This is a genomic window from Streptomyces sp. NPDC086989 (assembly GCF_044745505.1).
Lineage (GTDB): Bacteria > Actinomycetota > Actinomycetes > Streptomycetales > Streptomycetaceae > Streptomyces.
Genome location: NZ_JBIVAL010000019.1, coordinates 28,397 through 52,638 on the forward strand (window position 1 = coordinate 28,397; position 24,242 = coordinate 52,638).

Genomic DNA, 24,242 nt, shown 5'->3' on the forward strand with positions numbered 1-24,242 from the left:
TCGGGGGGTTCGGGACCCGGGGGTCCAGGGGCGGTGCCGGAGGAGGTCCGGGGGGTGCAGGAGAGGTCCGGGGGTGCAGGAGGGGTCCGGGGGCGTCGCGCCGGTCCACCTCGGCTCCGCCCCGCTCAGACCCCGCCCCCTTGGCCCAGGACCCGAGGGGCCCTGGGCGATGCCGTGCGGAGCGGGGGGTGGGGGGCTACACCGCTGATTCCGGGGTGATCCTGTTGCGGACCGCCGACTGGACGTCCTCCTCCTCGGCCGGGTCCGACGCCAGTCTGCGGAGCCTCGGGGCCACACGGGCGTCCGCCGTCTCCGCGTGGTGGGCCGCCACCTCGCGGGTGGTCTCCTCGCAGTCCCAGAGGCATTCGACGGCGAAGCCGGCCGCGAAGGTCGGGTCCGTGCTGGCCAGGGCGCGCGCCGCGCGCCCGCGCAGGTGGGAGGAGGCCGTCTCGCGGTAGATGTGGCGCAGCACCGGTGCCGCGCAGCCGATGGAGAGCCGGCCCGCCCCGTCGACCAGGGCGAAGAGGCGCTGGGCGTCCGGGCCGGAGCCGCGGACGGTGGAGCGGAGGGCGCCCAGGACGAGTCCGGTGTCCTCGGCCCCGCCCCTGGCGGCGAGGAGGGCGGCCGCGGCCGCGCCCAGGGCGTCGGGGCGGTGGACCCACTGGCGGGCCCGGTCGAGGGCGGTGGGGCCGCACATGCGCTCGTAGGCGGCCACGGCGGGTTCGTCCCCGGCGGCTTCGATGAGGTCGAGGACGGCCGGGTTCTCCGGCTCGGCGAGGACCAGGTGGTGCAGGGCGGTGGCGCGGGCGGCCTCGCCGCCGGCGCCGGCCGCGGCCGCGAGGATCGCGGAGCGGTCCTCGGGTCCGGCGACGGCGGCCAGACAGCGGGCGGCGGGTACGTGCAGCGGGGTGCCGCGGCGCAGTCCGTCGGCGGCCCAGTCGAAGACGGCCTGGACCCCCCAGCCGGGCCGGGGCCCGTTCGGGGTGAGCTGGCGCTGCCAGCGGTCGAAGGAGCCCTGCTGGCGGGCTGCGCGCAGCCGGTCGCCGTACTCGGGGGACTCCTCCCACAGGCACCAGGGCCGGGGCTCGTACGCGTCGCGGATGGCGGCGGCCAGCCGCGCCTCACCCTCGGCGGTGGCCGGGAACCTGGCGAGCACGGGTGCGGCGAGGCCGCGCAGTCCCTCGTCGTCGTCGCGCAGGGCGAGCTCGTCGAGGGCCCAGGCCCAGTTGGCCCCGGAGGCGGCGTAGCGGCGCAGCAGCATGAGTGCGTCGTCACGGCCGTAGGAGGCCAGGTGGCCCAGGACGGACAGGGCGAGACCGGTCCGGTGGTCCGTGTCGTCGACGAGGTCGTCGGCGCTGAAGAGGTGGCTCTCGATGCCGGCGAGGGGGCCGTCGAGATCGAGGTACAGGCGTGCGTAGTAGAGCGAGCGGTTCTCGACCTGCCAGTCCTGGCGCGGGTCGCTGACCACGCACTGGTTGAGGGCCGCGAGGGCCTCGGCGCGGGGCGCTGCGAGGGCGTGCAGCGTGCCGTCGCCGCGGCCCCGCTGGAGGAGCCCGAGCAGGGTGCCGCTTGGCGCTATGACTGGTTCGAACATGGGAATGGCCTCAAATCAAGCTGGGGACGCAACCGGGAATCGGGATTCACAGGGCCGCGTAACAGCATGTGAGGACGTCCGCCGTCATGTTCCGCTCGATGTAGACCATTGCCTTCTCACTCTCGTCGGTGCTTCGCGACCACGTCGGCCGGTTCTCGCAGGGGGTGGGTTCGGACACCCGTCGTGTCCTGCCGCCTCCTGCCCTTCCGCCGTGCTCGCGAATCGAATCCGACGCCATGATGACCCAGCCGGTTTGTGCGCCGCGACCACATTTACGGCCGCCGTGACCAACCCGTGAGGTGGCGGGCCGGTCGGACCTCGCCAGGTCACGGGCAAAAACGGACTACTTGGCTCCGAAGAGTTCCAGCAGGTCGGCCTTGGCGAACATGCGGGCGGTGTCCACGGCGGAGGGGGTTCCGGCGCCGGGGTCGGCGCCCCCGGCGAGCAGGGCGCGGATGACGGCCTCCTCGCCCTTGAAGACGGCGCCGGCGAGCGGGGTCTGGCCGCGGTCGTTGGCGCGGTCGGCCTCGGCGCCGCGGGCCAGCAGGGCGGTGACGGTGGTGGCGTGGCCGTGGTAGGCGGCCAGCATGACGAGGGTGTCGCCGCGGTCGTTGGTGAGGTTCGCCGGCACTCCGGCGTCCAGGTACGCGGTGAGCGTCTCGGTCTCGCCCTGGCGGGCGAGGTCGAAGATCTTGGTGGCCAGCTCGATGACGTCCTCGTCGGGAGCGCCCTGGGAGCCGCCCTCGGTGGGCTCGTGCTCGCTCATCTGTCGTACCGCCTTCCACTCGCTGTTGACGTCGCTGCGGACGTGAGGTTCCCCGGGCCGGGCGGGCAGGGGCGCGTACGGCGCTGCGGCCGTACGGGTGAATCGCCAGGGTAGCGCCCGGACCTGCACATACGGGGGGCCAGGCCGAGGCAGGGATCCCCGTGGGCGCGGGTCGGCACGGGGTCGGCCCGGTTGGGTCCGCTTCGTGCCGGTCGCGCCAGTCGAGCTGCGCCGGTCAAGTGAAAAAAGGCTGGATTCACCCGTATGCACCTTTTATCGCATTGATACTTCCTGTGAGCCTGGAACAACTGATGGTGACCGTCCCCACCCACCAGGAGAACTTCTCATGATCCTGTCCATCTCAGGCGTCGTCCTGCTCGGCATCATCGCCTTCCTCTTCTTCAAGAAGGACGGGATGAAGCTGTCCCACGCGTTCGTCTGCTCGCTGTTCGGCTTCTTCCTCGCCGGCTCCGCCATCGCCCCCAGCATCACCGCGAGCACGGCGAGCCTGGCGAGCCTGCTCGGCGGGATCAAGCTCTAGCGCCGCCCGACCGGACCGTCCCGCACCGCGACAACTCCAGGAGACGCCCGTGGCCCGGCGCCCACTCCCCCGCATCCTCAGCAGCGGCACCACCTCGCTGGCCCGGGGCCGCGACCTCGCTCGCACGGCCGCCGACAGCGCCACGGACGTCCTCCATCCGCTCCTCGTCATCGGGCGCGGCCTGCGCGTCCTGGCCGCGGCCGGGCGGCAGAAGTGGGCCCGGACCCCCAAGGACAAGCGTGGTCCCGCGCTGTTCCTGGGTGCCGCCTGCGTCCTCGTGGTCGCGCTCGTCCCCTACGGCCCCCTCGCCGGCCTGATCACCCTGATGGCGGCGGCGGCCTGGCGGGGACGCGACCGTACACCGGTGAAGACCGGGCCGAGCGAGGCCGAGAGCGAACGGCTCGGCTCCCTGTACGAGGCCCTCGTCCCGTACTTCTCCACCCCTGAGGACCCGAACCCGCTGTTCGCCCACGGCGGGCAGTGGGACCGGGCGTTCAGCGGCTACGCGTTCGACGACGCGGGCCGCGTCACCCGGCTCCGGATCCGCTACCCGGCCTACTTCACCGACGGCGAGGCCGCCTCGCGGGCCCGGATCGAGGCCCTGCTGCACGCGAAGTCGGGACGCGGGCGGGAGTACCTCTTCGACTGGGACGAGGAGGGCAACCAGCTCGACCTGACGGTGCTCGCACCGCTGCCGACGGGGATCGCCGCCCAGCCGTTCGTCACCTCGCCGGGCGAGACCGTGCTCGGATTCACCGACGCGGGCAGCGTGCAGCGCACCCTGCCCGTCCTGGAGGACGACGAGCCTCGCGACGTGCCGCCGGTGATCTGGCGCACCGGCCCCCGCTCCACCGAGCCGCACCTGCTGGCCGTGGGCCGGCCCGGCAGCGGCACCTCCTCCCTGCTCCGCTCGATCGCCCTGCAGGCCCTGCACCACGGGGGCGAGGTGCTGATCGTGGAGGGCGGGGGCAGCGGGGAGTTCTCCTGCCTGTCCGGGCGGACGGGCGTGCTGGCCGTGGAATGCGGCCCGGCCGGGGCGCTGGCCACCCTGGAGTGGGCCGCGCGCGAGACCGAGCGGCGGCTGATGGCCGCGCACCGGGCCCGTGAGGCCGGCCGTCCGGCGCCCGAGGACACCCGGCGGCCGCTGTGGATCCTGCTGGACCGGCCCAGCGTGCTGGCGCACCTCGCGACCGCGGAGGGCGGCCCCGACCCCCTCGCCCGGCTCCAGGTCCCGCTGCGGCACGGGCGCGCCGCCCACGTCACGGTCGTCGTCGCCGAGCAGTTCGACCACCTGGAGCTGCTGAACGACGCCGTCTGGCAGCACACCCGGGCCCGGGTCGTGCTGGGTCCGGCCGCGATCCAGCAGATCACCGACGTGCTGGGGCTGCCGCCGCACACCACCCCGACGGCCCAGCTGCCGCCGGGCCGGGGGTACGCGCGGCTCGGCTCGGGTCCCGTGCACCGCGTGCAGGTGCCCGCCACGCCGGACCCGTACGACGACGCCGCGAACCCGGAGCACCGACAGGCGGTGCTGGAGCTGCTGCCGGGACGGCAGTTGCCCGCCCCTGGCGCGCCGGGCCGGGTCACGCTGTCGAAGCCGCTGCACATCGTGCAGCCCCCGGGGCCGTCGGGCGACGCCGAGGAGATCGAGGAGGTCCCGGCCGAGGCGCCGCCGGCCCGCGGTCCCTGGCCCGTGGGCCCCTGAACCCGGGCCGGACCGCGCACCCCTGGCCCGACTCCGGTCCGCCGTCCTACGCCACGAAGGTGCGCGGGGGCTCGGCCCCGCCGCCGCCCGCGCCCGTGCCGACCAGCCGGGCGGCCGCCGCGAGCCGGGCCGCGGCCTCCTCGGCCACCGGCCCGCCGACGGTGAACGGCAGCCGGACGTAGCCCTCGAAGGCCCCGTCGACGCCGAAGCGCGGCCCGGAGGGGACCCGTACGCCGACCCGCTCCCCCACCTCGGCGAGCCGGGAGCCGGAGAGCCCGCCGGCGCGGGCCCACAGGGTCAGCCCGCCCTGCGGCACCGCGAACTCCCAGTCGGGCAGCTCCCGGCGCACCGCGGCGACCAGTGCGTCCCGGTTCTCCCGGGCCTGGGTGCGGCGGATCTCCACGGCCTCGGCCCAGCCGCCGGTCCGCATCAGCCAGTTCACGGCGAGCTGTTCCAGCACCGGCGTGCCGAGGTCGGCGTACGCGCGGGCGGCGACCAGGCTGCGGATGACGTCGGGGGCCGCACGGACCCAGCCGATCCGCATGCCGGCCCAGAAGGCCTTGCTGGCGGAGCCGACGGTGATCACGGTGGAGCCGGCCGGGTCGAAGGAGCAGACCGGGCGGGGCATCTCCAGTTCGGGGTCCAGCCGGAGCTCGGCCATGGTCTCGTCGACCACGAGGACGGTGCCTGCGGAGCGGGCCGCCTCCACCATGGCGCGGCGCTGCTCCTCGGAGGCGAGGGCTCCGGTCGGGTTGTGGAAGTCGGCGACGACGTAGGCGAGGCGGGGTGCGGCGTCGCGCAGCACCTGTCGCCACACGTTCATGTCCCAGCCGGCCAGACCTGCGGCCATCGCGACGGGTACGAGCCGCACCCCGGCGGCGCGCATGAGCTGGAGGATGTTGGCGTAGGACGGGGATTCGACGGCGATGCGCTCCCCGCGGCCGGCGAAGAGGCTGCAGATGGCGTCGATGGCGCCCATCGCACCGGTGGTGACCATGATCTGCTCGGGCATCGTGGGGATGCCGCGCTCGGTGTAGCGGTCGGCGAGCATGCGCCGCAGGGCGGGGAGCCCGGCGGGGTAGTCCCCGTGGGTGTGCGCGTACGGCGGGAGTTCCTCCAGCGCGCCCTGCACGGCCTTGGTGAGCCAGGGCTCGGGGGCCGGGAGCGCGGCGCAGCCGAGGTCGATCATCGAGCCGAGGGACTCGGGCGGCAGCGGTTCCAGGCCCCGGGCGGGCAGCGGGTTCCCGGCCGGCACGGAGGTCCAGCTGCCGGCGCCGCGGCGGGATTCCAGGAAGCCCTCCCCGCGCAGGGCCTCGTACGCGGCGGCGACGGTGGTGCGGGAGAGGGAGAGGGAGACGGCGAGTTCCCGCTCGGCGGGCAGCCGGGCGGCGACGGGGACGCGGCCTTCGAGGACGAGCAGCCGGATGCCGTCGGCGAGGGTCCGGTAGGCGGGCAGTCTGCGCGCCCCGGGGACGCTGGGCCGTTCCTGCTGGGAGGTGATGAGACGGGCGAGCTGTGCGGCACCCACCGCCGAGGTCCACTCTGCCATGCTGTCCGGTCCACCTTCGTCGAATTGGCCTCGCCCTGCCCCGAGCGATGCCGGTATTGGATTGCTTCCGCACCGACAGCCTGTCATGACGGGGTCCACCGGGGCCAGGGGTGGTGCGGCGTTCACCACGCGGCCATCGGGTCGCTCCCTCCCCACGGGTGTCACGGTGCATACTGCGGCGGGTGACGCACGTACGCCTTCGCCATCCGTATCTGGACCACCCGGCTCCGATTCCCTTCGCGCACCGGGGAGGCGCGGCGGACGGGCTGGAGAACACCGCCGCGGCCTTCCGGCGGGCCGCCGACGCGGGCTACCGGTATTTCGAGACCGATGTGCACGCCACCGCCGACGGCAAGCTCGTCGCCTTCCACGACTCCACGCTCGACCGGGTCACGGACGGGCACGGCCGGATCGCGGAGCTGACGTGGGGCAGGATCCGCGAGGCGCGGGTGGCGGGCACCGAGCCGCTGCCGCTGTTCGAGGAGCTCCTGGAGGAGTTCCCCGAAGCCCGCTGGAACATCGACGTCAAGTCCGAGTCGGCCCTTCATCCGCTGGTCAACCTGATCGCCCGGGCGGGCGTGTGGGACCGGGTGTGCGTGGGCTCGTTCTCGGAGAGCCGGGTGGCCCGCGCCCAGAAGATCGCCGGTCCCCGGCTGGCGACCTCGTACGGGGTGCGCGGGGTGCTCGGCCTGCGGCTGCGCTCGTACGCGATCCCGGCGGCCCTGCGGGTCGGGGCGGTGGCGGCGCAGGTTCCGGAGACCCAGGCGGGTATCCGCGTGGTCGACCGGCGGTTCGTGAAGACGGCCCACGACCGGGGCCTCCAGGTCCACGTGTGGACCGTGAACGAACCGCAACGTATGGAGGCTCTCCTCGACCTGGGGGTGGATGGCATCATGACCGACCGGATCGACATCTTGCGCACGGTGCTGGACCAGCGCGGAGCCTGGGCCTGACCTGCCAGGACCGCCGCCGTCACCCTTCACGTGCCGGACGGGAACGAGGGGGCACCGGTGAGTGCGGAGACGACGGAACAGGGCGCGGGGGCCGCGCGCGGGGAGCCGGCACCCAGCGCGGCGGAACGCAAGCGCGAGCAGCACGGCTGGTACTTCTACGACTTCGCGTGCTCGGTCTACTCCTCGACCGTGCTGACGGTGTTCATCGGCCCGTACCTCACGGCGATGGCCGAGGCCGCCCAGGACGCGCAGGGGTACGTCCACCCGCTGGGGATCCCGGTGCGGTCCGGCTCGTTCTTCGCGTACGCCGTCTCGGTGTCCGTGATCGTCGCGGTGCTGGCGATGCCGCTGGTGGGCGCGGCCGCGGACCGTACGGGCCGCAAGAAGCCGCTTCTCGCGGCGGCGGCGTACACCGGCGCGGCGGCGACCACGGCGATGTTCCTGCTGGGCGGCGACCGCTACCTGCTGGGCGGCGTCCTGCTGATCCTCGCGAACGCCGCGATGTCGGTGTCGATGGTGCTCTACAACTCCTACCTGCCGCAGATCGCGGAGCCGGAGGAGAGGGACGCCGTCTCCTCGCGCGGCTGGGCGTTCGGCTACACGGCGGGGGCGTTCGTCCTCATCCTGAACCTGGTCCTGTTCCAGTCGCACGAGTCCTTCGGGATCTCCAAGGACGCGGCGGTGCGCATCTGCCTGGCCTCGGCGGGCCTGTGGTGGGGCGCGTTCGCGATCATCCCGCTGCGCCGGCTGCGGGACCGGGCGGTGGTGCGGTCGGGCGCCGACCATGCGGCCGCCGGCTCGGGGTGGAAGCAGCTCGTCGCCACGCTGAAGGACATGCGGCGGCACCCGCTGACGCTGTCGTTCCTGCTGGCGTACCTGGTCTACAACGACGGGATCCAGACCGTGATCTCGCAGGCGTCCGTGTACGGCAAGCAGGAGCTGAAGCTGGAGGACTCGACGCTGATCACGGCGGTGCTGCTGGTGCAGATCCTCGCCGTGGCGGGCGCGATGGCGATGGGCCGGCTGGCCGTGTCGTACGGCGCGAAGAAGACCATCCTCGGGTCCCTGGTGGCCTGGACGGTGACCCTGGGCGCCGGCTTCTTCCTGCCCGCGGGCGCACCGGTGTGGTTCTTCATACTGGCGTCGATGATCGGACTGGTGCTGGGCGGCAGCCAGGCGCTGTCACGTTCGCTGTTCTCCCACCTGGTCCCGGCCGGCAAGGAGGCGGAGTACTTCTCGGCGTACGAAATGAGCGACCGCGGGGTCAGCTGGGTGGGGCCGCTGGTGTTCGGGCTCACATACCAGGTCACGGGCAGCTACCGCGACGCCATCATCTCGTTGGTGGTGTTCTTCGCACTGGGTTTCGTGCTCCTGGCACGGGTGCCGGTACGGCGTGCGGTGGAGGCGGCGGGGAATCCTGTACCCGAGCGGATCTGACCGGATCCGACGGCCGCCCCGGCCGCGGATCGGACCCGGATCTTCATACGAATTCCGAACGGATTTCGACGTTGAAGCGAAGGGCCGGTAGTGTACGCCTTTGGCCTGCCAGGCGGACCGTTACTGCGCGCTTGAGAAGTGTAGACGTTGGGTGACATCTGCTGCCAGATGTGACAAAACGGGCATTGGTGGGTACAACAAGGGGCGGCACGACGGGCGACGCATCACCCGGAGCGGGAATCTATACCGCCGACCGGACGTTGACCGGATGACGACGACAGCGACACCTGTCCTGTGGGCGACAAGCCCGGGAGGCACGATTCATGAGTGAGCGAGCTCTCCGCGGTACGCGGCTCGTGGTTACCAGCTACGAGACGGACCGCGGCATCGATCTGGCCCCGCGCCAGGCGGTGGAGTACGCATGCCAGAACGGACATCGATTTGAGATGCCGTTCTCGGTTGAGGCAGAGATTCCGCCGGAGTGGGAGTGCAAGGCGTGCGGCGCCATGGCACTCCTGGTGGACGGGGACGGGCCCGAAGAGAAGAAGGGCAAGCCTGCGCGAACGCACTGGGACATGCTCATGGAGCGGCGCACCCGCGAGGAACTCGAGGAGGTGCTGGCCGAGAGGCTGGCGGTCCTGCGTTCCGGCGCCATGAACATTGCCGTGCATCCGCGGGACAGCCGCAAGTCCGCCTGACAGCCGGACGCACCGTACAAGCCGAGGGCCCCCGCCACGAACTGTGGCGGGGGCCCTCGGCTTGCCTGCTTCTGCTTGTCCTGCCTCGGCTTCGTCCCTGCCCGGGGTTCGTCCCTGCCCCGGCTCAGGGCGCCAGCGGCGGCCGGTATCCGGCGTGGGGACCGGGGGCGGCCCGCTGCGGATCGTTCTCACGGATGACCTCGCCCTGGACGACCTTGCCGTCGGGCTGGTGGATCCGGGCCTGCTGGAAGGCGTCGCCGAAGCTGCCGGCCGGGGCCGCGGCCATCCTGCGCTCCAGGGAACGGCCCGCCCGGCGGCCGACGAGGGCCCGGACGGGCGGGATCAGCAGGAGCAGGCCCGCCACGTCGGACAGCAGGCCGGGCAGGATCAGGAGCAGACCGGCCAGCATCGTCAGGCCGTTGCCGCCGCCCGGCTGCTGCGGCGTGGGCTGCCGACCCTGCTGAGCCTGCTGGAAGGTGTTCGTCAGGTTCTTGAAGGCACGCCGTCCGGCCCGCTTGATGACCACCGCGCCCAGCACGATCCCGCCCATGAGCAGCGCAGCGACGGTCAGCCCGCCGGCCGCTCCGGCGACCAGGCTCAGCAGCCAGATCTCCAGGATCATCCAGGCGGCGACCGCCAGGGGAAGGAACGTGCGGGCGCGCGAGCGCCGTCGGGGGGCCGTCGAAAGGGGAACGCCGGTCGTCATGCCCCCAGTGTGCCTGGGGCGGCATAAAAGCGACCTCAGCCGGAGGTACCGGACATCCCCTAGGGGGCCTGCTGCCGGTGCCTCCGGCCGCTGGTCAGGCGCGCCGCGCGCCCTTGACGTGGCCGGTCAGTCTGGCGGCGCGGGTCCTGAGCCCCCACTGGGTGACCCGCCAGAGGGCCTCCACGACGATGTCCTTGCTCATCTTGCTGTCGCCGAACTCGCGCTCGACGAAGGTGATGGGCACCTCGACGACGCGGTATCCCCGCCGCACGGCCCGGCGGGCCAGGTCGACCTGGAAGCAGTAGCCGGCGGAGGCGACCTCGTCCAGGCCCAGTCCTTCCAGGGTCTCGCGGCGGAAGGCCCGGTAGCCGCCGGTCACGTCCCGGATCGGGACGTCCAGCATCAGCCGGGAGTACGTCGAGCCGCCGCGTGAGAGGAACTCACGGCTCTTGGGCCAGTTGACCACCCGGCCGCCCGGCACCCAGCGCGAGCCCAGGACGAGGTCCGCCCCGGCGAGCGCGGTGAGCAGCCGCGGCAGTTCCTCGGGCTGGTGGGAGCCGTCGGCGTCCATCTCGACCAGGACGCCGTAGTCGCGCTCCAGGCCCCAGGCGAAGCCCGCCAGGTAGGCGGCGCCGAGGCCTTCCTTGCCCTTGCGGTGCAGGACGTGCACGTGGTCGTCGCCCGCCGCGAGCCCGTCGGCGATCTTGCCGGTGCCGTCGGGGCTGTTGTCGTCCGCCACCAGGACGTGGGCCTCGGGAACCGCAGCGCGCACGCGGCCGACGATCGGCCCGACGTTCTCCGCCTCGTTGTAGGTCGGAATGATCACCAAGGCCGTTCCGAGCGGTCCGTGACCCCGCTGTCCGCCGTCGCTCACCGGGTCCGCCTTCGTGTTCTCGTACGTCCTGTCACAGAGGACTCTAGAACAGTGGCCGGGGCCCGCGGTCCTTCGGGCCGGTCCGGCTCCCGCTGGCTGCGGGTCGCCGTGACCGTTGTCTACTGGACCGCGGGGCCCGACCGGGGCCACCTTCCCCCGAGTTCCCTCGGAGCAGGGGGGACCCCCGTCCGGCGAAACCTTCCCTCGCCCCCGAGGCGCGGGCGCGCTGAGCAGTCGGAGCCGCCCGGTACGGACGTCCGGTGGTGGACCCGGCCGAACCTATCCGGGTCCGAGCGCCCGTACCGAACCGAGGCCGACCGGATCACCCCTGTGGCCGTACGAATACCTCCCGCCCGCCGACGACGGTGGCGAGGCACACCGGCAGGTCGCCGCCAGGGGTCAGGTCGGGCAGCCCGGGGGTCCCCGAACGGGGGTCGGTGGACCAGCGGGCGACCCGGTCGTCGGGGGCCTGGACGATCAGTTCGGCGGTCTCCCAGAGGGCGTAGTCGGCGGGGGCTCCGGGTACCAGCACGCCCGCGCCGTCGCGGCCCAGCGCCCGCCAGCCGCCCCGGGTGTGGGCCGTGAACGCGGCCCGTACGGAGATCCGGTGCTCGGGGGTGCGGTGGAAGGCGGCCGCCCGGACGGTGCCCCAGGGGTCGAACGGGGTGACGGGCGCGTCCGAACCGAACGCCAGCGGGACGCCGGCCTTGAGCAGGGCGGCGAACGGGTTCAGGGTGCGGGCGCGCTCGGCTCCGAGCCGGTCGGCGTACATGCCGTCCTCGCCGCCCCAGGCCGCGTCGAAGGCGGGCTGTACGGAGGCGGTGAGGCCGAGGTCCGCGAAGGCGGCGATGGTGGCGGGGGTCATCATCTCGGCGTGCTCGACGCGGTGCCGGGCGGCGCGGACGCGGGCGAGGCCCACCTTGTCGGCGGCGGCCCGCACGCCCTCGACCACGGCGGTGAGGGCGGCGTCGCCGATGGCGTGGAATCCGGCCTGGAGGCCCGCCTCGGTGCAGGCGGCGACGTGCGCGGCGACGTCGGCGGCATCGAGGTAGCCGGTGCCGGTGTGGCCGGCGTCGGCGTACGGGGCGTGCAGGCAGGCGGTGTGGGAGCCGAGGGCGCCGTCCACGAAGAGGTCGCCGGCGGCGCCGATGGCGCCGAGCGCCTTGGCCTGTTCGAGGTCGCGGTCGGCCCAGTAGCCGAAGACGCGGGGGCCGGGCCGCTCGCGGGCGAGGTTGAGGAGGTCCGCGAAGTCCTCGGCGGAGGAGATGTCGGGGCCGCCGCACTCGTGGACGGAGCCGATGCCGAGGGAGGCGGCCCGGTCGAGGGCGGCCCGCTGGGCTTCGGCGCGCTGGGCGGGGGTGACGGCGGCGAGCGCGGCCCGGCGGACGGCGTGGTGGTCGTCGCGGGTCAGCGGCTCGTCGCCGCGGACGGTGACGGCCGGGACGAGGTCCAGCAGGGCGGTGGTGACGACGGCGGAGTGCACGTCGATGCGGCTGAGGTAGAGCGGGCGGCCGCCGGTGGCCTCGTCGAGCTCCTCGCGGCGGGGCGCGCGGCGCTCGGGCCAGCGGGCGGCGTCCCAGCCGTGGCCGAGGAGGACCCGGTCGGCGGGGCGGCGTCCGGCGTACGCGCGGACGAGCCCGAGGGCCTCGGAGAGGGAGGCCGCACCGGTGAGGTCCAGGCCGGTGAGGGCGAGTCCGGCGGAGGTGGTGTGGACGTGTGCGTCGGTGAAGGCGGGTGTGACGAGCGCCCCGTCCAGGTCGACGACCTCGTCGACGCCCTGGGCGAAGGCGTCGGCGGCGCCTTCGGAGCCGACCCAGGCGATGTGTCCGCGCTCGACGACCATCGCGGTGGCGAAGGGGTCGGCGGGGCTGTGTACCTCGCCCCCGCGCAGGAGAACGGTCCGTTCGGACGCGGGGGCTCCGGCGGCGTCGGCGGAGTTGGCGGTGCGGTCAGTCATGCGCACAGTTTCGCGGGTCCGCGGGCCCGTCTCGACCGCGCCCCCCGGGTGTCGGCCGGACGGGGTCCGGCGCGGCGGACCGGCGGGGGGGCCGGAGCGCCCCGGGGCCGGGCCCCGCGGGGGGCGTCAGCAGGGTTCAGACCCGGGGCGGGCGGGCCTCGTACGGGGTGGAGAGGACGACGGTGGTGCGGGTCGAGACGTGGGCCAGGGCGCGCAGCCGGCCCAGGAGGTCCTCCAGCTCCAGCGGGGTCGCGACGCGGACCTTCAGGATGTAGTTCTCGTCGCCCGCGACGCTGTGGCAGGCCTCGATCTCGGGTACGCCGGCCAGCCGCTCGGCGATGTCGTCCGGTGCGCTCGGGTCGAAGGGCTTCACCGAGATGAAGGCCGTCAGGGGCAGGCCCACGGCTTCGGGATCGACGACGGCCGCGTACCCGCGGATCACCCCGCGCTGTTCCAGACGGCGTACTCGCTGGTGGACCGCCGACGTGGACAGTCCCGTGGCCTTGCCCAGATCCGTGTAGCTCATCCGCCCGTCCCGCACGAGCAGATCCACGATCTGGCGGTCCAGCTCCTCCATTGCGCTCATAGCCGCTCAACCTAAGGCCCAAGGGTGCTCCAGGCACAGTGCTGTCCGGCCACAAGTGGCACCTGCGGCGGGCATGTGACCAAAGCCACAAGGGTATGCAGGCATGCGGCGGGATGTTGTGGTTACTCGTGCCGCGCGGCGGGAAGTGCTTGCTGTGGCCGAGGCCGTAGAACCTGCCCGCCCGGCCCACCCAAGGGGGAGTACATCCATGCAGAACACCAAGCGCGCCGGTCGCACCGAACCGGAGCCCCTGGAATTCGTCGACGCCGGCGATGACGAGTACCTCGAAGACGCCGACGGGTTCGGGTTCGACGGGTTCGAGATCCACCACGCGACCTGCCCGGACTGCGGCCAGTCGATCGCCCTCGTCGCGGACGAGGAGTACCTGCCGGAGCACGGGCTCTGCCTGACCCCGTGGAACCCGTTCGGGCTCACGGTGTGCGCGGGTACGGGCCGCCCGGCCTCCGAGGGGCTGCCGACCGTCGGCGCGGCCCCCGACCAGTCCGCGGAGCTGGAGGTCGTGCTGCTGGACCTGCCGCAGGGCCTGGACTGGCGCACCCAGCCGTTCTCGCACGTCGGCGGTCCCGGTTCGCGTCCCGTGCGGATGCCGGCGCCGGCGCTGCTGCCGCAGATGCGCCAGCACGCGCAGGCCGCCTGACGGCTTCCCGGCCCCCGGGCCGCGGTCACCAGTACGTGCCCTGCACCATGGCCCTGAGGGTGGCGTGGTGGAGGATCAGTGCGTCGGGGTCCGCCGGGACCTCGACCTCGCCGAAGTGCGCCTGCCGGTAGGCGATGCGCAGCATCACGATGCCGTGCCGCAGGGCCGCGTACAGGGTGTGGAACTCCATGTCCCGCGGGGTGTGCCCGGTCAGTTCGGCGTACCGGCGCTCCAGGTCGGTGCGGCGCAGGAAGTCCGGCAGGCCGCTCTGGCCGAAGCCGACGGTCAGGTCCTGGAAGAAGCGGTGGAGGTAGACGGTCCAGCCGAGGTCGACCTCGCGCGGGGCGTACGCGGCCATCTCCCAGTCCAGGACGGCCACCGGCTCGAACCCGTCTGGTTGGTAGACGACGTTGCCGATGCGGGCGTCGCCCCAGTTGAGGACGGCGGGGCCCTCGTCCGCGGGCCACAGCTCCTCCAGGCGGTCGAAGGCCCGCTCCAGCAGCGGGGACGGCGCGAGTCCGTCGACCACCCAGGCGTAGTAGGCGCGTTGGGCGTCGACGTGGCGGCGCAGGGGGCTGCCGGTTCCCCCGGGGAGGAGGAACTCGGCCTCCTTCGCGGGGAACTGGTCGTGCAGCCGGGCCAGCAGCGAGATGCTCGCCTCCTGGAGTACGGCGCGTTCGGAGTCGCTCGCGGCGTGCAGCCAGTTCCCCTCGTAGGTGTAGGGCATGACGTCGGGCGGGACCCGGCCCTCGGCGCGGGCCATGACGAAGAAGGGTGCGCCGAGCGGTCCGGGGTCCTGTTCCAGCCACAGCACGCGCGGGACGGGCACGTCGGTGTGCGCGGCGACCAGGCTCATCACCCGGTGCTGGCGGGGCATGTCGTACGCGGGGAACACGGTGTACGCGGCCGGGTCGGCGGCGAGGCGCAGGGCGCAGGAGCGGACGGGGGTGTCGGGGTGCTCGATGTCGAAGAGCAGGGTTTCGCTGGACATGCCGTTGGATCCGGGGACGCGGACGCCCGTGATCTGCGCGCCGGGGAGTTCGGCGGCGAGCCAGGCGGCGAGGCGCCGGCCGAGTTCCCCGGGTTCGCGGGTGGAGGTGCGCGGGCGTGGTGCCGGTGCTGCCATGACTTCCCCTTTCCTCTACTGGGCCACTGAGCTGTAGTCGGTGAAGCCGCTGGGGTCGTGGCGGCCGAAGCTGCCGTGTTCGAAGATGCCGAAGCCGGTCCGTCCGTCGAGGGTGAAGCGGGCGGAGTGGTCGGTGACTCCGAAGGCGGCCATGGGGTGGGCGGTGGGGTCGGAGAGGTCGTAGGTGCGGCGGTCGGTCCAGCCGCGGCCCTGCCAGGTGCCGTGCTGCCAGTCGGCGGCGGGCGGGTAGCCGGCGCCGACGGCGAGCGGGGAGGAGTTCAGGACCTCGACGCCGAGTTCGAGGGGTTTGCGGGCCGGGTCGGTGAGGTGGACGACGGCGCTCTCGGGGTGGCGGGAGCCGGGCCGGTAGCGGATCTCGGTCTGGGGCCACCCGAGCTGTACGTCGTGGCGGCCGCTGTCCTCGGGGAAGACCTGGACGGCCTCGTTCAGGGTGCGGTGCCCGTCGGCGTCCTCCTGGGCGATGACCATGACGAAGCGGTCCTCGAAGCGGACGGGGATCCAGAGCCAGTGGAAGCCTTCGGGGCGGTGCTCCTCGGCGGCGCGGCCGCCGTCCTCGCCGGGGATGGGGCGCACGCCCCAGCTGCGGTCGCGGGTGCCGGTCCACTCGCCGGGGGTGAGGGTGTGCTCGCCGCCCTTGGCCCGGATGGTGCCGGTGACGTGGCCGGCCTGGACGAAGCGGCGGCCTTCGAGCATGAGGCGGTCGCCGCGCCGCTGGACGTGGTGCGGCTCCCAGACGGCGGGGAACTCGGCGGTCCAGGTGATGTCGCAGGAGAGCCCGTCGGGGTCGGTGGGGTCGGGTGCGCACCGGAGGGTGATCCGCTTCAGGGGTTCGTCGACGGTGATCCGCAGCGGGCCGACGGAGAGGTTCATGCGGTCGTCGGTGAGGGCGTCGGAGGCGCGGACGGCGAGGAGCTCGTCGCCGGTGCGCAGGGTGGCGTAGGCGTCGATGACCCCGGCGTTGGGGTAGACGCCGAGACCGAGGATGAGGACGGCCCGGCCGGCGTGGTCGAAGACGTGGAAGATGCAGCGGTCGTAGGCGTTCCGGTCGCCGCTGACGACGTGCTTCATCGAGAGCGGGGCCTGGTGGACGGGGTATTCGTCGAGGGGTACGGGTCGGTCCGCGGGCATGGCAAACCTCCTGGGCGGCGTGGTGGCGCGGGGTGCGGGGCCGCGGGGGCGCGGCGTCGGCTCGGGCGGATATGACGGTACGTCAGATCTGGAGCCCGGGGCCAGACTTCTGTCACTCCCTGACATCCCGGCACGTCTGGCCACCTCGGGGAGCGGGCCGGGCCCCGGCACGACGGGGACACCTCGAACGGATACCCGCAGGGCCGGGGCGGTTACCCGTGGCTCGAACGGCGCGTTGGCCCTGCATGACCACGCTCGAAGCCCCTGGGGCAAGAACGGGCCGACGGCGGCGTCCGGCGCCGCCCGGCTACGAAGAATCGGTTCCGCAGCGGCAGTCCGATCCGCCGATCTGCCAGGCGCTGCTGGCACGTTGGGCCGCGGACGGACGCACCCTGCCGGGCCGCCGCGATCCGGAGTGGTCCCGGGTCGCCGGCTCGCCCATCTGGCCGGCCGGCCCGCTCTACGACGGCGAGTAGGGGCGTCCCGGTGACCCGGCGCACCCCACGTGCGCTCCCCGTGCTGCCTCGCCGCGCCGCGGGCCGGTCGGCACCCTGGGGCCATGACCGACCCGAAGCGGCTCCTGGCCGATTTCCGGCGCGACGGCTTCGCCGTCGTCCCACCGATCACTCCGCACGAGATCTGGGCCCCCCTGACCGGGGAGCTGCCCTCCGTCCTCGCCGAGGAGGGACCGCAGCGGTTCTTCGAGGAGGACGGCACGAGCGTGCGCGCCGTCTACGGACTCCACCGCAGAGGCGGCCCCTGGCAGGCCCTGGCCGAAAGGTCGCCGCTGACCGCACTGGCCCGGCTGCTCCTGGGCGAGGACATGTACGTGTACCAGTGGAAGGTCAATCCGAAGGCGGCCCGGCGCGGTGAACGCTGGCAGTGGCACCGGGACTTCGACTTCTGGAGGGCCACCGACGGGATGCCCCGCCCGGCGGCGCTCACCGCCGCCGTGTTCCTCGACGAGGTCACCGGGGAGAACGGCCCGCTGCGTCTGATACCGGGCACCCACACCGACCGGCCGGAGGAGCCCGCCCCCTCCGGCGGCCCCGGCCGGGAGGAGGGGGACTGGGCCTGGATCACCTCCAGCCGGCTCGCCTACGCGCTCCCGGACCCCTCCACCGAGGAGCTCGCCCGGACCCGGGGCGTGTACGAGGCCACCGGGCCGGCCGGCACGGTGGTGTTCTTTCACGGCAACCTGGTGCACAGCTCGGGCCCGAACCGCTCCCCGCACACCCGCACGCTCGCCCTGATCAGCTACAACGCGGTGTCCAACGCACCGCCCGCCGGCCACCCGGGCGCGCGGCCGGACTGCTTCGTCAACCACGACGCCAAACCGCTGCCCGTCGAGGGGCTGAGGGCTGTCCCCTAAGCCCCGGCGGGCGCGCGGCGTCGGCTACGGCACCTCGCTGCACTGTCGGGGGAACGCCCGCACCAGCACGGTATGCGGACGCCCCTGCGCCGTGCGTGCACCGCATCCGACGCCGCGCGCTGATCCACCGGGGATTGCGGGACAGCCCTTAGAGGGCGAGCAGCCCCGCGGCGGTCGGCCGGAACCCGCACCGGGCGTAGAAGGGCTCCAGGTGCGGCTCGTAGTCCACGTGCAGCCACTGGGCCCCGGAGGCGCGCGCCGCCTCGGCGGCTGCCCGGACCAGCCGGACCCCGAGGCCGCGGCGGCGTTCGTCCGGGTGGACGGTGGTGTCCAGGACGAAGGCGTGCGCGCCGCCGTCACCCGCGACGTTGACGTAGCCGACCAGGCGTCCGCCGCGGCGGGCCGTGATCCACGCGGTGCTGCGCTCCAGCACCGGCCCGAACGCGGCCGTCCGGTGCCCCGGCCAGGCCGCGCCGAACAGCTCGTTGAGTTCGGCGTCGGCCAGGGCCGGACGGACCTCCAGGACCAGGGCGGGCGTCAACGCGATTCGGGGCCGGCCAGGTGGCGGGCGATGACCATGCGCTGGATCTGGTTGGTGCCCTCGACGATCTGGAGGACCTTCGCCTCGCGCATCAGCCGCTCCACCGGGAAGTCCGCGGTGTACCCGTAGCCGCCGAGGACCTGGACCGCGTCCGTGGTGACGGCCATGGCGGCGTCGGTGCAGAACAGCTTCGCCATCGCCGCCTGGCGGGAGAACGGCTTGCCCGCGTCGCGCAGCCGCGCGGCCGCCAGGTACAGCGCCCGGCCGGCCTCGATCTTGGTGGCCATGTCGGCGAGCATGAACCGCAGGCCCTGGAAGTCCGCGATCGGGTGGCCGAACTGCTTGCGGTCCAGGGCGTACGTGAGGGCCTCGTCCAGGGCGGCCTGCGCGACACCGATGGCGCAGGCGGCGATGCCCAGGCGGCCCGCGTCCAGGGCGGCCAGGGCGATGGTGAAGCCCTGGCCCTCCTCGCCGATGCGGCGGGTGTCCGGGACGCGGACCCCGTCGAAGTGCAGTTGGGCGGTGGGCGAGCCCTTCATGCCCATCTTCTTCTCCGGGACGGCGGCCGTCAGGCCCTCCGCGTCGCCGGGCACCAGGAAGGCGGTGATGCCCTTGGGGCCCTCGCCGCCGGTGCGCGCGAGGACGGTGTAGAAGTCCGCGACCCCGCCGTGGGTGATCCAGGCCTTGGTGCCGGTGATGACCCAGTCTCCCCCCGCGTCGCGCACGGCCTTGGTGGTCAGCGAGGCGGCGTCGGAGCCGGAGGCGGGCTCGGAGAGGCAGTACGCGCCGAGCAGGCCGCCGCCGAGCATGGCGGGCAGGTGGGCCTTCTGCTGCTCCTCGGTGCCGTATCCGGCCAGGCCGTGGCAGGCCAGGGAGTGCACGCTGACGCCGAGCCCGACGGTCAGGCGGGCCGCGGCCAGCTCCTCCAGGACCTGGAGGTAGACCTCGTACGGCTGCTCGCCGCCGCCGTACTCGCCGGCGTACGGAAGACCGAGCAGGCCGGCCTCCGACAGCAGGGTGAAGATCGCCCGCGGGAAGCGCCCGGCGTCCTCCTCGTCGGCGGCCACGGGGCGGATCTCCCGCTGGGCGATCTCTCGTACGAGTGCGAGGAGATCCCGGGACTCCTCGGTGGGCAGCTGACGGTCCACCGGCTGCGGGGCGCGGTCAGTCATGGCGGCGCTCTTCTCCCTCGTCGGGCACGGCGGCGACGCGTGAGGTGTGGGACGCGCCGCCGGGTATCGGTGCTCTCACAGCCGATACTGCCCTCCCGGATCACGGAAGGGGCAGTTCAGTGGCTGCGGCGGCTTGAGTATGCCCGATCAGGAGCGTCCCGTCACCGGGGCAAGATCACCGACGGTCTCGAACGCCTCTTCGGGAAGGGGAGGGGGTGGACACTCCGGGACGAACTCCCCGATCACCGTCAGAGTCGCGCGCAGCTGGCGCACGAGCAGGGCTCCGAGCCGGGTCCGTTCGGGCTGCGGGTACGCGGGGCGCGGACCGGCTCCCGCCCCGTCGTGCGGCGCCCCCTCCGGCGCGACGCCGTCGCCCTCGTCATCGGCACCGCCGTCGGCATGGCCCTGGACGTCGACATCGTTGTCCGCGTCCGCGGAAGCGGCCGGGGAGGCGGCCGGGGAGGCTGTTTCGGCGGCCCGCGCGCCGATCCACTCCAAGGTGGCCCCCTCGACCCCGGACAGCCAGCCGACCAGCGCGAGCCGGGCGAGCGGCGGGACGACCCGGTGCCCGTACGCGCCCTCGGCGATCGTGGCCACCAGTTCCTCGCGGACCGCGTCGCGGATGGCGAGGACCTCGGCGTCGGAGCCCACTCCCCCGGCGACGATGGTGCGGTAGGCGGCCTGGTGCTGCTCGGCGAAGCGGAGGTAGCCGTCGACGGTGCGACGCACCCGCTCGACCTTGGGCAGGTCCGGTTCCCCGGCGGCGCGGGCGACGAGCTCGGCGACCGAGTCCTCGACGATGGCGAGGTAGTAGCCGCGCTTGCTCTTGAAGTAGTAGTAGATCAACCCCTTGGCGACGCCCGCCTGTTTGGCGATGTCGTCCATGGAGAGCGCGTCGTACGAGGTATCGGCGAACAACTTGCGTCCGGTGGCTATGAGTTCCGCCCTGCGGACCTGCGAACGCCCGGTCGCACCACGCTGTTGACTATTATTCAAATTCGGCCCTAGCCTCGAACTGCCACAGGATGCCCGCAGTATGGCAGACCTGTCTCATGCACTTCCGCTGCACGGACGACGTACGGAAGGCACTTCCACGGGCTCGATCAGGGGCACGGTCACAGGCGCGTCCAGGCGCACTTCCGGGCGCACGGGCAGGGCCGCGGATCCGTCGCGGCCCGGCCGGCGCGAAGGCCGGGTCGCCGGCGGAAGTCGGCCGCCGTGGCGGTCCCCGCCGCCGGCGCATACCCCCGCCCGCCGGGCCGCGGGCGGACCTCCGGGGCACCGGTGGCGGCCCGGACGCCGCCGAGGGTGACTACCTCGCTTCGCCCCGCAGGGCTTCGCGTTCGCGGGCGTCACCGAGGTCGCGACCGCGGACGGTCCGCTGCGGGCGCCGGTCCTGACGATGCGCGCGGCCTCGCTCGACGACTACCGGCTGCGCACCCGTGACGGACCCGAGGAGGACCGGCCGGCGGCCGACTCCCCCGAACTGCGGGGCGGCCTCGGGACGAGGAGCCGCGGGGCCGGGGTGCGGGTCAGAGCCAGCCGACCTGGGTGACGAACATGGCGACGACGACCACCAGCGTCCAGCCGAGCACGTGCTCCAGCCACGTGGGGTCTTCCTTGGGGCCGCCGGTCCCGACGAGCTTGCGGGCGCGGGCGGTGAGGGCGGCGCTGTGTGCGGTCATGCCGTCCAATGTGACAGCGTTTGCGGCTTTCACGGTAGAGACGAGCGTCACCCGTGGCACGCATCACGCCCCGGGCCCCGGCCGCAGTGCGGTCGGGGCCCGGGGCGTACCGGGGGTCAGGCGGTGCGGTTTCGGCCCGCCATGCCCGCCATGGAGAGCGCGAGCAGCAGGGCGACGGCGCCTGCGATCACGTTGCTGACCACGCTGCGGGTGGTGCTGACGTCCCCGGCGATGAGCCACGGAGCCACGATCGTCCAGGCTCCGATGACGACCGCCGTCCAGGCCATCGCGTGGGTGCGTTCGTAGGCGGAGCCCAGTCCGCTCATGCACAGGCAGTAGGCCAGGCCGGCGATCAGGTTGTTGACCGCCAGCGGGCCGAGCCCGCTGAACCCGGCGATCCACGGGGAGGCCGCCAGGTACAGGCCCGTGATGAGGGCGAGTGCCTCCACGGCCTGCGCGGCGGGGGTGCTGGTGACCCGCTCGAACCGTGAGCGCATCTCGGCGAGGTCGGGGTGGTGTTCGATGCTGTGGGTGGTCATGGCGGGCCGCCTCCTGTAGAAGCCTTTATGTGCCCTTTATGGCTTTATGTTCCGCTTATCTACGTTCCGGGTCAACGGGAAATCCGGGACGTTTCGACGTCTGCCTCACAGCACTCCCACCGCCCTCAGCGCCCCGATCTGGGCCACGGTCGGGCGGGCCGGCGCGTACAGGTAGCAGATGCCTCCGGAGCCGGTGGCGACCTTGCCGGCGGCGTTGTGGCGCTTGGTACGCAGCCAGGCGTTCTCCCACTCGCGGCGCTCGTAGACGCGGCGGACCGACGGGTTGTCGGGCGAGTTCGGGTCGTTGGCGATCACGTCCCCGGCGACGGTGAAGCCGATGACGGTCATCAGGTGGCCCGCGGTGCCGTAGCCCGCGCCGGTGAGCTCCTCGGTCCGGAAGGACAGCGAGGTGATCGCGGGGATGCCCGCCCGGACCAGGGTCTCCAGGTCGGCGAGGGAGCGCAGCCGGGTGACGACGCCCGCCAGACCGTCGTAGGTGGCGGCGTAGGCGGCGTTGAAGGGCCAGTTGCCGCAGCCCTTGTAGGCACTGTCATAGGTGAGCCGGGCCGCGTGGCAGACCTGCGGGTCGGCGTAACGGGAATCGACCCAGGCCAGGTCCGCCGCGGCGGGCTTGTGACCCCAGTACTCGATGATCATCTGGGTGGATGTGGGGCTGCACCAGGCTTCGCCGCCGTTGTCGTACTGGGGGTACTGGCCCCTGTGGACCTCCTGCGAATAGCGGGGGACCTCCAGCTCGTGGGCCCTGCCCGAGGGCGCGGCGGCGGGGACGGTGAACCGGTCCGGGACGTCGGAGACCATGGCGCCGGCCAGCCACACCGTCGGACCTTCGGCGGCGCCGGGCCTGCGGTGCAGGGTCAGGCGCAGCTGCCAGTCCGCGAGGCGTACGCCGTTCGCCCGCGCGGGGGCGTCCACGGCCAGGGTGTCGGTCCACACCGTGGAGGTGCCGTCGGTCTGGCCGTCGACGGAGGTGCGGCGGATGTCGCCGTCGCCGGAGGCCCAGCGCCCCATGACGTACCAGGGGGTGGCGCCGCGGGTGCCGTAGCCGGCGCGCAGTTCGACCTGGATCCAGGTGCCGGCCGGGGTGTGGGCGTTCCAGGAGGGGATGGCCTCGGTGCCGGGCACCCGGGAGCGGTGCACCGGGGAGGTCCAGGAGGCGTACTCCCAGATGCCCTTCCTGCCGGTGTGCGGGTCGGTGTACTCGGTGCGGCCGGCCGGGGTCGCGATCGCCAGACCGGGGCGGTGGCCGTGGCGGGCGGTGGTGCCCTGGTGGGTGCCGGCCCGCCAGTGGGCGTACGAGTGCCAGAACCGGTTGTCGACGGTCCGGCCGGCGCCTTCTCCGGCCGGCCCGCCTTCGCCGGATTCCGCCGGGGCGGGTTCCCCTGCGGCGGATTCCGCTTCGGCAGGCGCCGCCGCGGCCCGGCCGCCGGGGACGCTGACCACGGTGGCAGCGGCGAGGGCGAGGGCCAGCAGGGCCCTGCGAGGTGTGGGTGCGGTCATCGGCGTGGCCCCCAAGGGTCGGTGCGGCGGGTCGGCTTCCCCACCCTTGCAGTTCCCGCCCGCCGGGCACCGAAGCCCCGGCCCCGTGTCGCGGGTGGCGCCGGGCGCCGTGCGGGGGGCCGTGCGCCGGGCGGGTGCCCCGGGCGCCGCCGCAGGGGCTCTACGCTGGCCGGGTGGAGCCTCAGCAGTCACTTCAGTCACTCGCCCGCGAGCTCGCCGCCCTGCCGCCCTCGCTCGGCCCGGTGCGGCTGATCGGCATCGACGGCCACGCCGGCTCGGGGAAGAGCACCTTCGCCGGACGGCTCGCCGAGGCACTGGGCGGGGCACCGGTACTGCACCTGGACGACGTGGCCACGCACGGGGAGCTGTTCGGCTGGCCCGAGCGGCTGCGCGCGCAGGTGCTGGAGCCGCTCGCCGCCGGACGGCCGGCCCACTGGGCCCCGTACGACTGGGTGGAGCGCCGTTTCGGCCCGCAGCGGGTGCTGGAGCCGGCGCCGGTGCTGCTGATCGAGGGGGTCGGGGCCGGCCGGCGGGCGCTGCGCCCGCATCTGGCGCGCCTGCTGTGGATGGAGACACCGCGCGCGCAGTCCTGGGGGCGCGGACGAAATCGGGACGGGCGTGAACTTTCCGACTTCTGGGACGGATGGGAGCGCGCGGAGCTCGCGCACTTCTCGGATGATCCTTCGCGCCCCTTCGCCGACACTTTGGTACGCCAGAGCGGTACGGGATACGAGTGGTCTTTCGGGACGGATGCGACCGCCGGAAGGGCCCCTTCCATCACCGAGGGTGACGAACTCCCCCGGGCCTGAGCCGCTCCCGCACAGCCCTCGAGCGGGCCTGCACCGACTTGCTTGACCTGGGCCCCGCACCGGCCTTACGTTCTGAATGCGCGGTCTTTCCAGGCCGCAGCAGACGCGGAGCCCCCGATTGTTCCCCCGTGATCGGGGGCTTCGTTCTGCCCCCGGAGGGTTCCGCAGCGGCTGCGCGCGGGCCCGGTCCCCGCGAGATCTTCACCCTGAGTCACCTCGCGCGCCCCTGGTGCGCCTCCGACCGGTGTCCGCCGCACCCTACGTATGGTGCGTTGCCGCAGGTACGATGCACCCCTGATTTCATCGG

The 24,242-nt window shown here is 73.5% G+C and carries 22 protein-coding genes and 1 pseudogene; 8 read left to right on the plus strand and 15 right to left on the minus strand.

Annotation, left to right across the window (positions count from 1 at the left end; genetic code table 11):
* Positions 1-196 precede the first annotated feature (196 nt).
* A complete protein-coding gene (locus ACIPK4_RS33880) occupies positions 197-1,594 on the minus strand; it encodes a HEAT repeat domain-containing protein (RefSeq protein ID WP_402320085.1) in 1,398 nt (465 codons plus the stop codon).
* A 343-nt stretch (positions 1,595-1,937) separates the two neighbouring features.
* Positions 1,938-2,360 (minus strand): ankyrin repeat domain-containing protein, encoded by a 423-nt coding sequence (locus ACIPK4_RS33885; RefSeq protein ID WP_402320088.1) that lies wholly within the window; start codon positions 2,358-2,360, stop codon positions 1,938-1,940.
* Positions 2,361-2,706: 346 nt separating this feature from the next.
* Here ACIPK4_RS33885 and ACIPK4_RS33890 point away from each other — a divergent pair, with 346 nt between their 5' ends.
* Both ACIPK4_RS33890 and ACIPK4_RS33895 read left to right on the plus strand, forming a co-directional pair.
* On the plus strand, positions 2,707-2,901 hold the full coding sequence (locus ACIPK4_RS33890) for a hypothetical protein (protein ID WP_048475521.1): 195 nt from the start codon (positions 2,707-2,709) through the stop codon (positions 2,899-2,901).
* Between the two features lie 49 nt (positions 2,902-2,950).
* Positions 2,951-4,606: a hypothetical protein gene (locus tag ACIPK4_RS33895; RefSeq protein ID WP_402320091.1), complete on the plus strand. Its 1,656-nt coding sequence runs from the start codon at positions 2,951-2,953 to the stop codon at positions 4,604-4,606.
* A 46-nt stretch (positions 4,607-4,652) separates the two neighbouring features.
* Here the strand turns inward: ACIPK4_RS33895 and ACIPK4_RS33900 are convergent, their stop codons facing one another.
* On the minus strand, positions 4,653-6,155 hold the full coding sequence (locus ACIPK4_RS33900) for a PLP-dependent aminotransferase family protein (RefSeq protein WP_402320094.1): 1,503 nt from the start codon (positions 6,153-6,155) through the stop codon (positions 4,653-4,655).
* A 182-nt stretch (positions 6,156-6,337) separates the two neighbouring features.
* Here ACIPK4_RS33900 and ACIPK4_RS33905 point away from each other — a divergent pair, with 182 nt between their 5' ends.
* The 3 genes from ACIPK4_RS33905 (at position 6,338) to ACIPK4_RS33915 (ending at position 9,243) form a co-directional block, all read left to right on the plus strand.
* Positions 6,338-7,108 (plus strand): glycerophosphodiester phosphodiesterase family protein, encoded by a 771-nt coding sequence (locus ACIPK4_RS33905; protein WP_402320096.1) that lies wholly within the window; start codon positions 6,338-6,340, stop codon positions 7,106-7,108.
* Between the two features lie 57 nt (positions 7,109-7,165).
* The gene (locus tag ACIPK4_RS33910; protein ID WP_402320099.1) at positions 7,166-8,545 is read left to right on the plus strand and encodes an MFS transporter; all 1,380 of its coding nucleotides are present in this window, start codon (positions 7,166-7,168) and stop codon (positions 8,543-8,545) included.
* A gap of 323 nt (positions 8,546-8,868) precedes the next feature.
* Complete coding sequence (locus tag ACIPK4_RS33915) at positions 8,869-9,243, plus strand: RNA polymerase-binding protein RbpA (RefSeq protein WP_007262928.1); 375 nt, start codon at positions 8,869-8,871, stop codon at positions 9,241-9,243.
* 124 nt (positions 9,244-9,367) lie between these two features.
* On the opposite strand, the gene fxsA is transcribed toward ACIPK4_RS33915, so the two are convergent.
* The 4 genes from fxsA to ACIPK4_RS33935 all read right to left on the minus strand — a co-directional run bounded on the left by fxsA (position 9,368) and on the right by ACIPK4_RS33935 (position 13,357).
* The gene (gene fxsA, locus ACIPK4_RS33920) at positions 9,368-9,949 is read right to left on the minus strand and encodes an FxsA family membrane protein (protein WP_402320102.1); all 582 of its coding nucleotides are present in this window, start codon (positions 9,947-9,949) and stop codon (positions 9,368-9,370) included.
* Positions 9,950-10,043: 94 nt separating this feature from the next.
* A complete protein-coding gene (locus ACIPK4_RS33925) occupies positions 10,044-10,823 on the minus strand; it encodes a polyprenol monophosphomannose synthase (RefSeq protein ID WP_402320105.1) in 780 nt (259 codons plus the stop codon).
* 322 nt (positions 10,824-11,145) lie between these two features.
* The gene (locus ACIPK4_RS33930; RefSeq protein WP_402320108.1) at positions 11,146-12,780 is read right to left on the minus strand and encodes an amidohydrolase; all 1,635 of its coding nucleotides are present in this window, start codon (positions 12,778-12,780) and stop codon (positions 11,146-11,148) included.
* 136 nt (positions 12,781-12,916) lie between these two features.
* Positions 12,917-13,357 carry an Lrp/AsnC family transcriptional regulator gene (locus ACIPK4_RS33935; RefSeq protein ID WP_030240692.1) on the minus strand — a complete coding sequence of 147 codons (441 nt, stop codon included), beginning with the start codon at positions 13,355-13,357 and terminating at the stop codon, positions 12,917-12,919.
* Positions 13,358-13,574: 217 nt separating this feature from the next.
* Between ACIPK4_RS33935 and ACIPK4_RS33940 the strand changes: the two genes are divergently transcribed.
* Positions 13,575-14,024, plus strand: a complete 450-nt coding sequence (locus tag ACIPK4_RS33940) for a hypothetical protein (RefSeq protein WP_054226855.1) — start codon at positions 13,575-13,577, stop codon at positions 14,022-14,024.
* A gap of 25 nt (positions 14,025-14,049) precedes the next feature.
* Here ACIPK4_RS33940 and ACIPK4_RS33945 read toward each other — a convergent pair whose 3' ends face one another.
* Positions 14,050-15,150, minus strand: a complete 1,101-nt coding sequence (locus ACIPK4_RS33945; RefSeq protein WP_402320112.1) for a phosphotransferase family protein — start codon at positions 15,148-15,150, stop codon at positions 14,050-14,052.
* Positions 15,151-15,165: 15 nt separating this feature from the next.
* Positions 15,166-16,299, minus strand: coding sequence for a hypothetical protein (locus tag ACIPK4_RS33950; protein WP_402320115.1), 1,134 nt, complete (start codon positions 16,297-16,299; stop codon positions 15,166-15,168).
* A 559-nt stretch (positions 16,300-16,858) separates the two neighbouring features.
* On the opposite strand from ACIPK4_RS33950, the gene ACIPK4_RS33955 reads away from it, so the two are divergent.
* Entirely contained in the window at positions 16,859-17,671 is an 813-nt protein-coding gene (locus tag ACIPK4_RS33955) for a phytanoyl-CoA dioxygenase family protein (protein ID WP_402320118.1), read from the plus strand.
* A 148-nt stretch (positions 17,672-17,819) separates the two neighbouring features.
* On the opposite strand, the gene ACIPK4_RS33960 is transcribed toward ACIPK4_RS33955, so the two are convergent.
* The 6 genes and pseudogenes from ACIPK4_RS33960 to ACIPK4_RS33985 all read right to left on the minus strand — a co-directional run bounded on the left by ACIPK4_RS33960 (position 17,820) and on the right by ACIPK4_RS33985 (position 23,126).
* On the minus strand, positions 17,820-18,212 hold the full coding sequence (locus ACIPK4_RS33960) for a GNAT family N-acetyltransferase (protein WP_402320121.1): 393 nt from the start codon (positions 18,210-18,212) through the stop codon (positions 17,820-17,822).
* On the minus strand, positions 18,209-19,384 hold the full coding sequence (locus ACIPK4_RS33965) for an acyl-CoA dehydrogenase family protein (RefSeq protein WP_054226859.1): 1,176 nt from the start codon (positions 19,382-19,384) through the stop codon (positions 18,209-18,211). The genes ACIPK4_RS33960 and ACIPK4_RS33965 overlap by 4 nt, the downstream gene beginning before the upstream one ends.
* A gap of 483 nt (positions 19,385-19,867) precedes the next feature.
* Positions 19,868-20,380: pseudogene (locus ACIPK4_RS33970) on the minus strand (TetR/AcrR family transcriptional regulator); the annotation flags it as partial.
* Positions 20,381-20,916: 536 nt separating this feature from the next.
* Positions 20,917-21,069 (minus strand): SCO1431 family membrane protein, encoded by a 153-nt coding sequence (locus tag ACIPK4_RS33975; protein ID WP_107096132.1) that lies wholly within the window; start codon positions 21,067-21,069, stop codon positions 20,917-20,919.
* Between the two features lie 116 nt (positions 21,070-21,185).
* Positions 21,186-21,608, minus strand: coding sequence for an SPW repeat protein (locus ACIPK4_RS33980; RefSeq protein ID WP_402320126.1), 423 nt, complete (start codon positions 21,606-21,608; stop codon positions 21,186-21,188).
* Between the two features lie 105 nt (positions 21,609-21,713).
* Positions 21,714-23,126, minus strand: a complete 1,413-nt coding sequence (locus ACIPK4_RS33985) for a peptidase C39 family protein (protein WP_402320129.1) — start codon at positions 23,124-23,126, stop codon at positions 21,714-21,716.
* Positions 23,127-23,299: 173 nt separating this feature from the next.
* On the opposite strand from ACIPK4_RS33985, the gene ACIPK4_RS33990 reads away from it, so the two are divergent.
* Positions 23,300-23,935 carry a uridine kinase gene (locus ACIPK4_RS33990; RefSeq protein ID WP_402320132.1) on the plus strand — a complete coding sequence of 212 codons (636 nt, stop codon included), beginning with the start codon at positions 23,300-23,302 and terminating at the stop codon, positions 23,933-23,935.
* Positions 23,936-24,242 lie beyond the last annotated feature (307 nt).

Bases quoted from the DNA above. Each gene is read 5' to 3' on its own strand.
- ACIPK4_RS33880 (WP_402320085.1), bottom strand. From the start codon at position 1,594: ATGTTCGAACCAGTCATAGCGCCAAGCGGCACCCTGCTCGGGCTCCTC.
- ACIPK4_RS33885 (WP_402320088.1), bottom strand. From the start codon at position 2,360: ATGAGCGAGCACGAGCCCACCGAGGGCGGCTCCCAGGGCGCTCCCGAC.
- ACIPK4_RS33890 (WP_048475521.1), top strand. From the start codon at position 2,707: ATGATCCTGTCCATCTCAGGCGTCGTCCTGCTCGGCATCATCGCCTTC.
- ACIPK4_RS33900 (WP_402320094.1), bottom strand. From the start codon at position 6,155: ATGGCAGAGTGGACCTCGGCGGTGGGTGCCGCACAGCTCGCCCGTCTC.
- ACIPK4_RS33915 (WP_007262928.1), top strand. From the start codon at position 8,869: ATGAGTGAGCGAGCTCTCCGCGGTACGCGGCTCGTGGTTACCAGCTAC.
- fxsA (WP_402320102.1), bottom strand. From the start codon at position 9,949: ATGACGACCGGCGTTCCCCTTTCGACGGCCCCCCGACGGCGCTCGCGC.
- ACIPK4_RS33930 (WP_402320108.1), bottom strand. From the start codon at position 12,780: ATGACTGACCGCACCGCCAACTCCGCCGACGCCGCCGGAGCCCCCGCG.
- ACIPK4_RS33935 (WP_030240692.1), bottom strand. From the start codon at position 13,357: ATGGAGGAGCTGGACCGCCAGATCGTGGATCTGCTCGTGCGGGACGGG.
- ACIPK4_RS33940 (WP_054226855.1), top strand. From the start codon at position 13,575: ATGCAGAACACCAAGCGCGCCGGTCGCACCGAACCGGAGCCCCTGGAA.
- ACIPK4_RS33945 (WP_402320112.1), bottom strand. From the start codon at position 15,150: ATGGCAGCACCGGCACCACGCCCGCGCACCTCCACCCGCGAACCCGGG.
- ACIPK4_RS33950 (WP_402320115.1), bottom strand. From the start codon at position 16,299: ATGCCCGCGGACCGACCCGTACCCCTCGACGAATACCCCGTCCACCAG.
- ACIPK4_RS33955 (WP_402320118.1), top strand. From the start codon at position 16,859: ATGACCGACCCGAAGCGGCTCCTGGCCGATTTCCGGCGCGACGGCTTC.
- ACIPK4_RS33965 (WP_054226859.1), bottom strand. From the start codon at position 19,384: ATGACTGACCGCGCCCCGCAGCCGGTGGACCGTCAGCTGCCCACCGAG.
- ACIPK4_RS33975 (WP_107096132.1), bottom strand. From the start codon at position 21,069: ATGACCGCACACAGCGCCGCCCTCACCGCCCGCGCCCGCAAGCTCGTC.
- ACIPK4_RS33980 (WP_402320126.1), bottom strand. From the start codon at position 21,608: ATGACCACCCACAGCATCGAACACCACCCCGACCTCGCCGAGATGCGC.
- ACIPK4_RS33985 (WP_402320129.1), bottom strand. From the start codon at position 23,126: ATGACCGCACCCACACCTCGCAGGGCCCTGCTGGCCCTCGCCCTCGCC.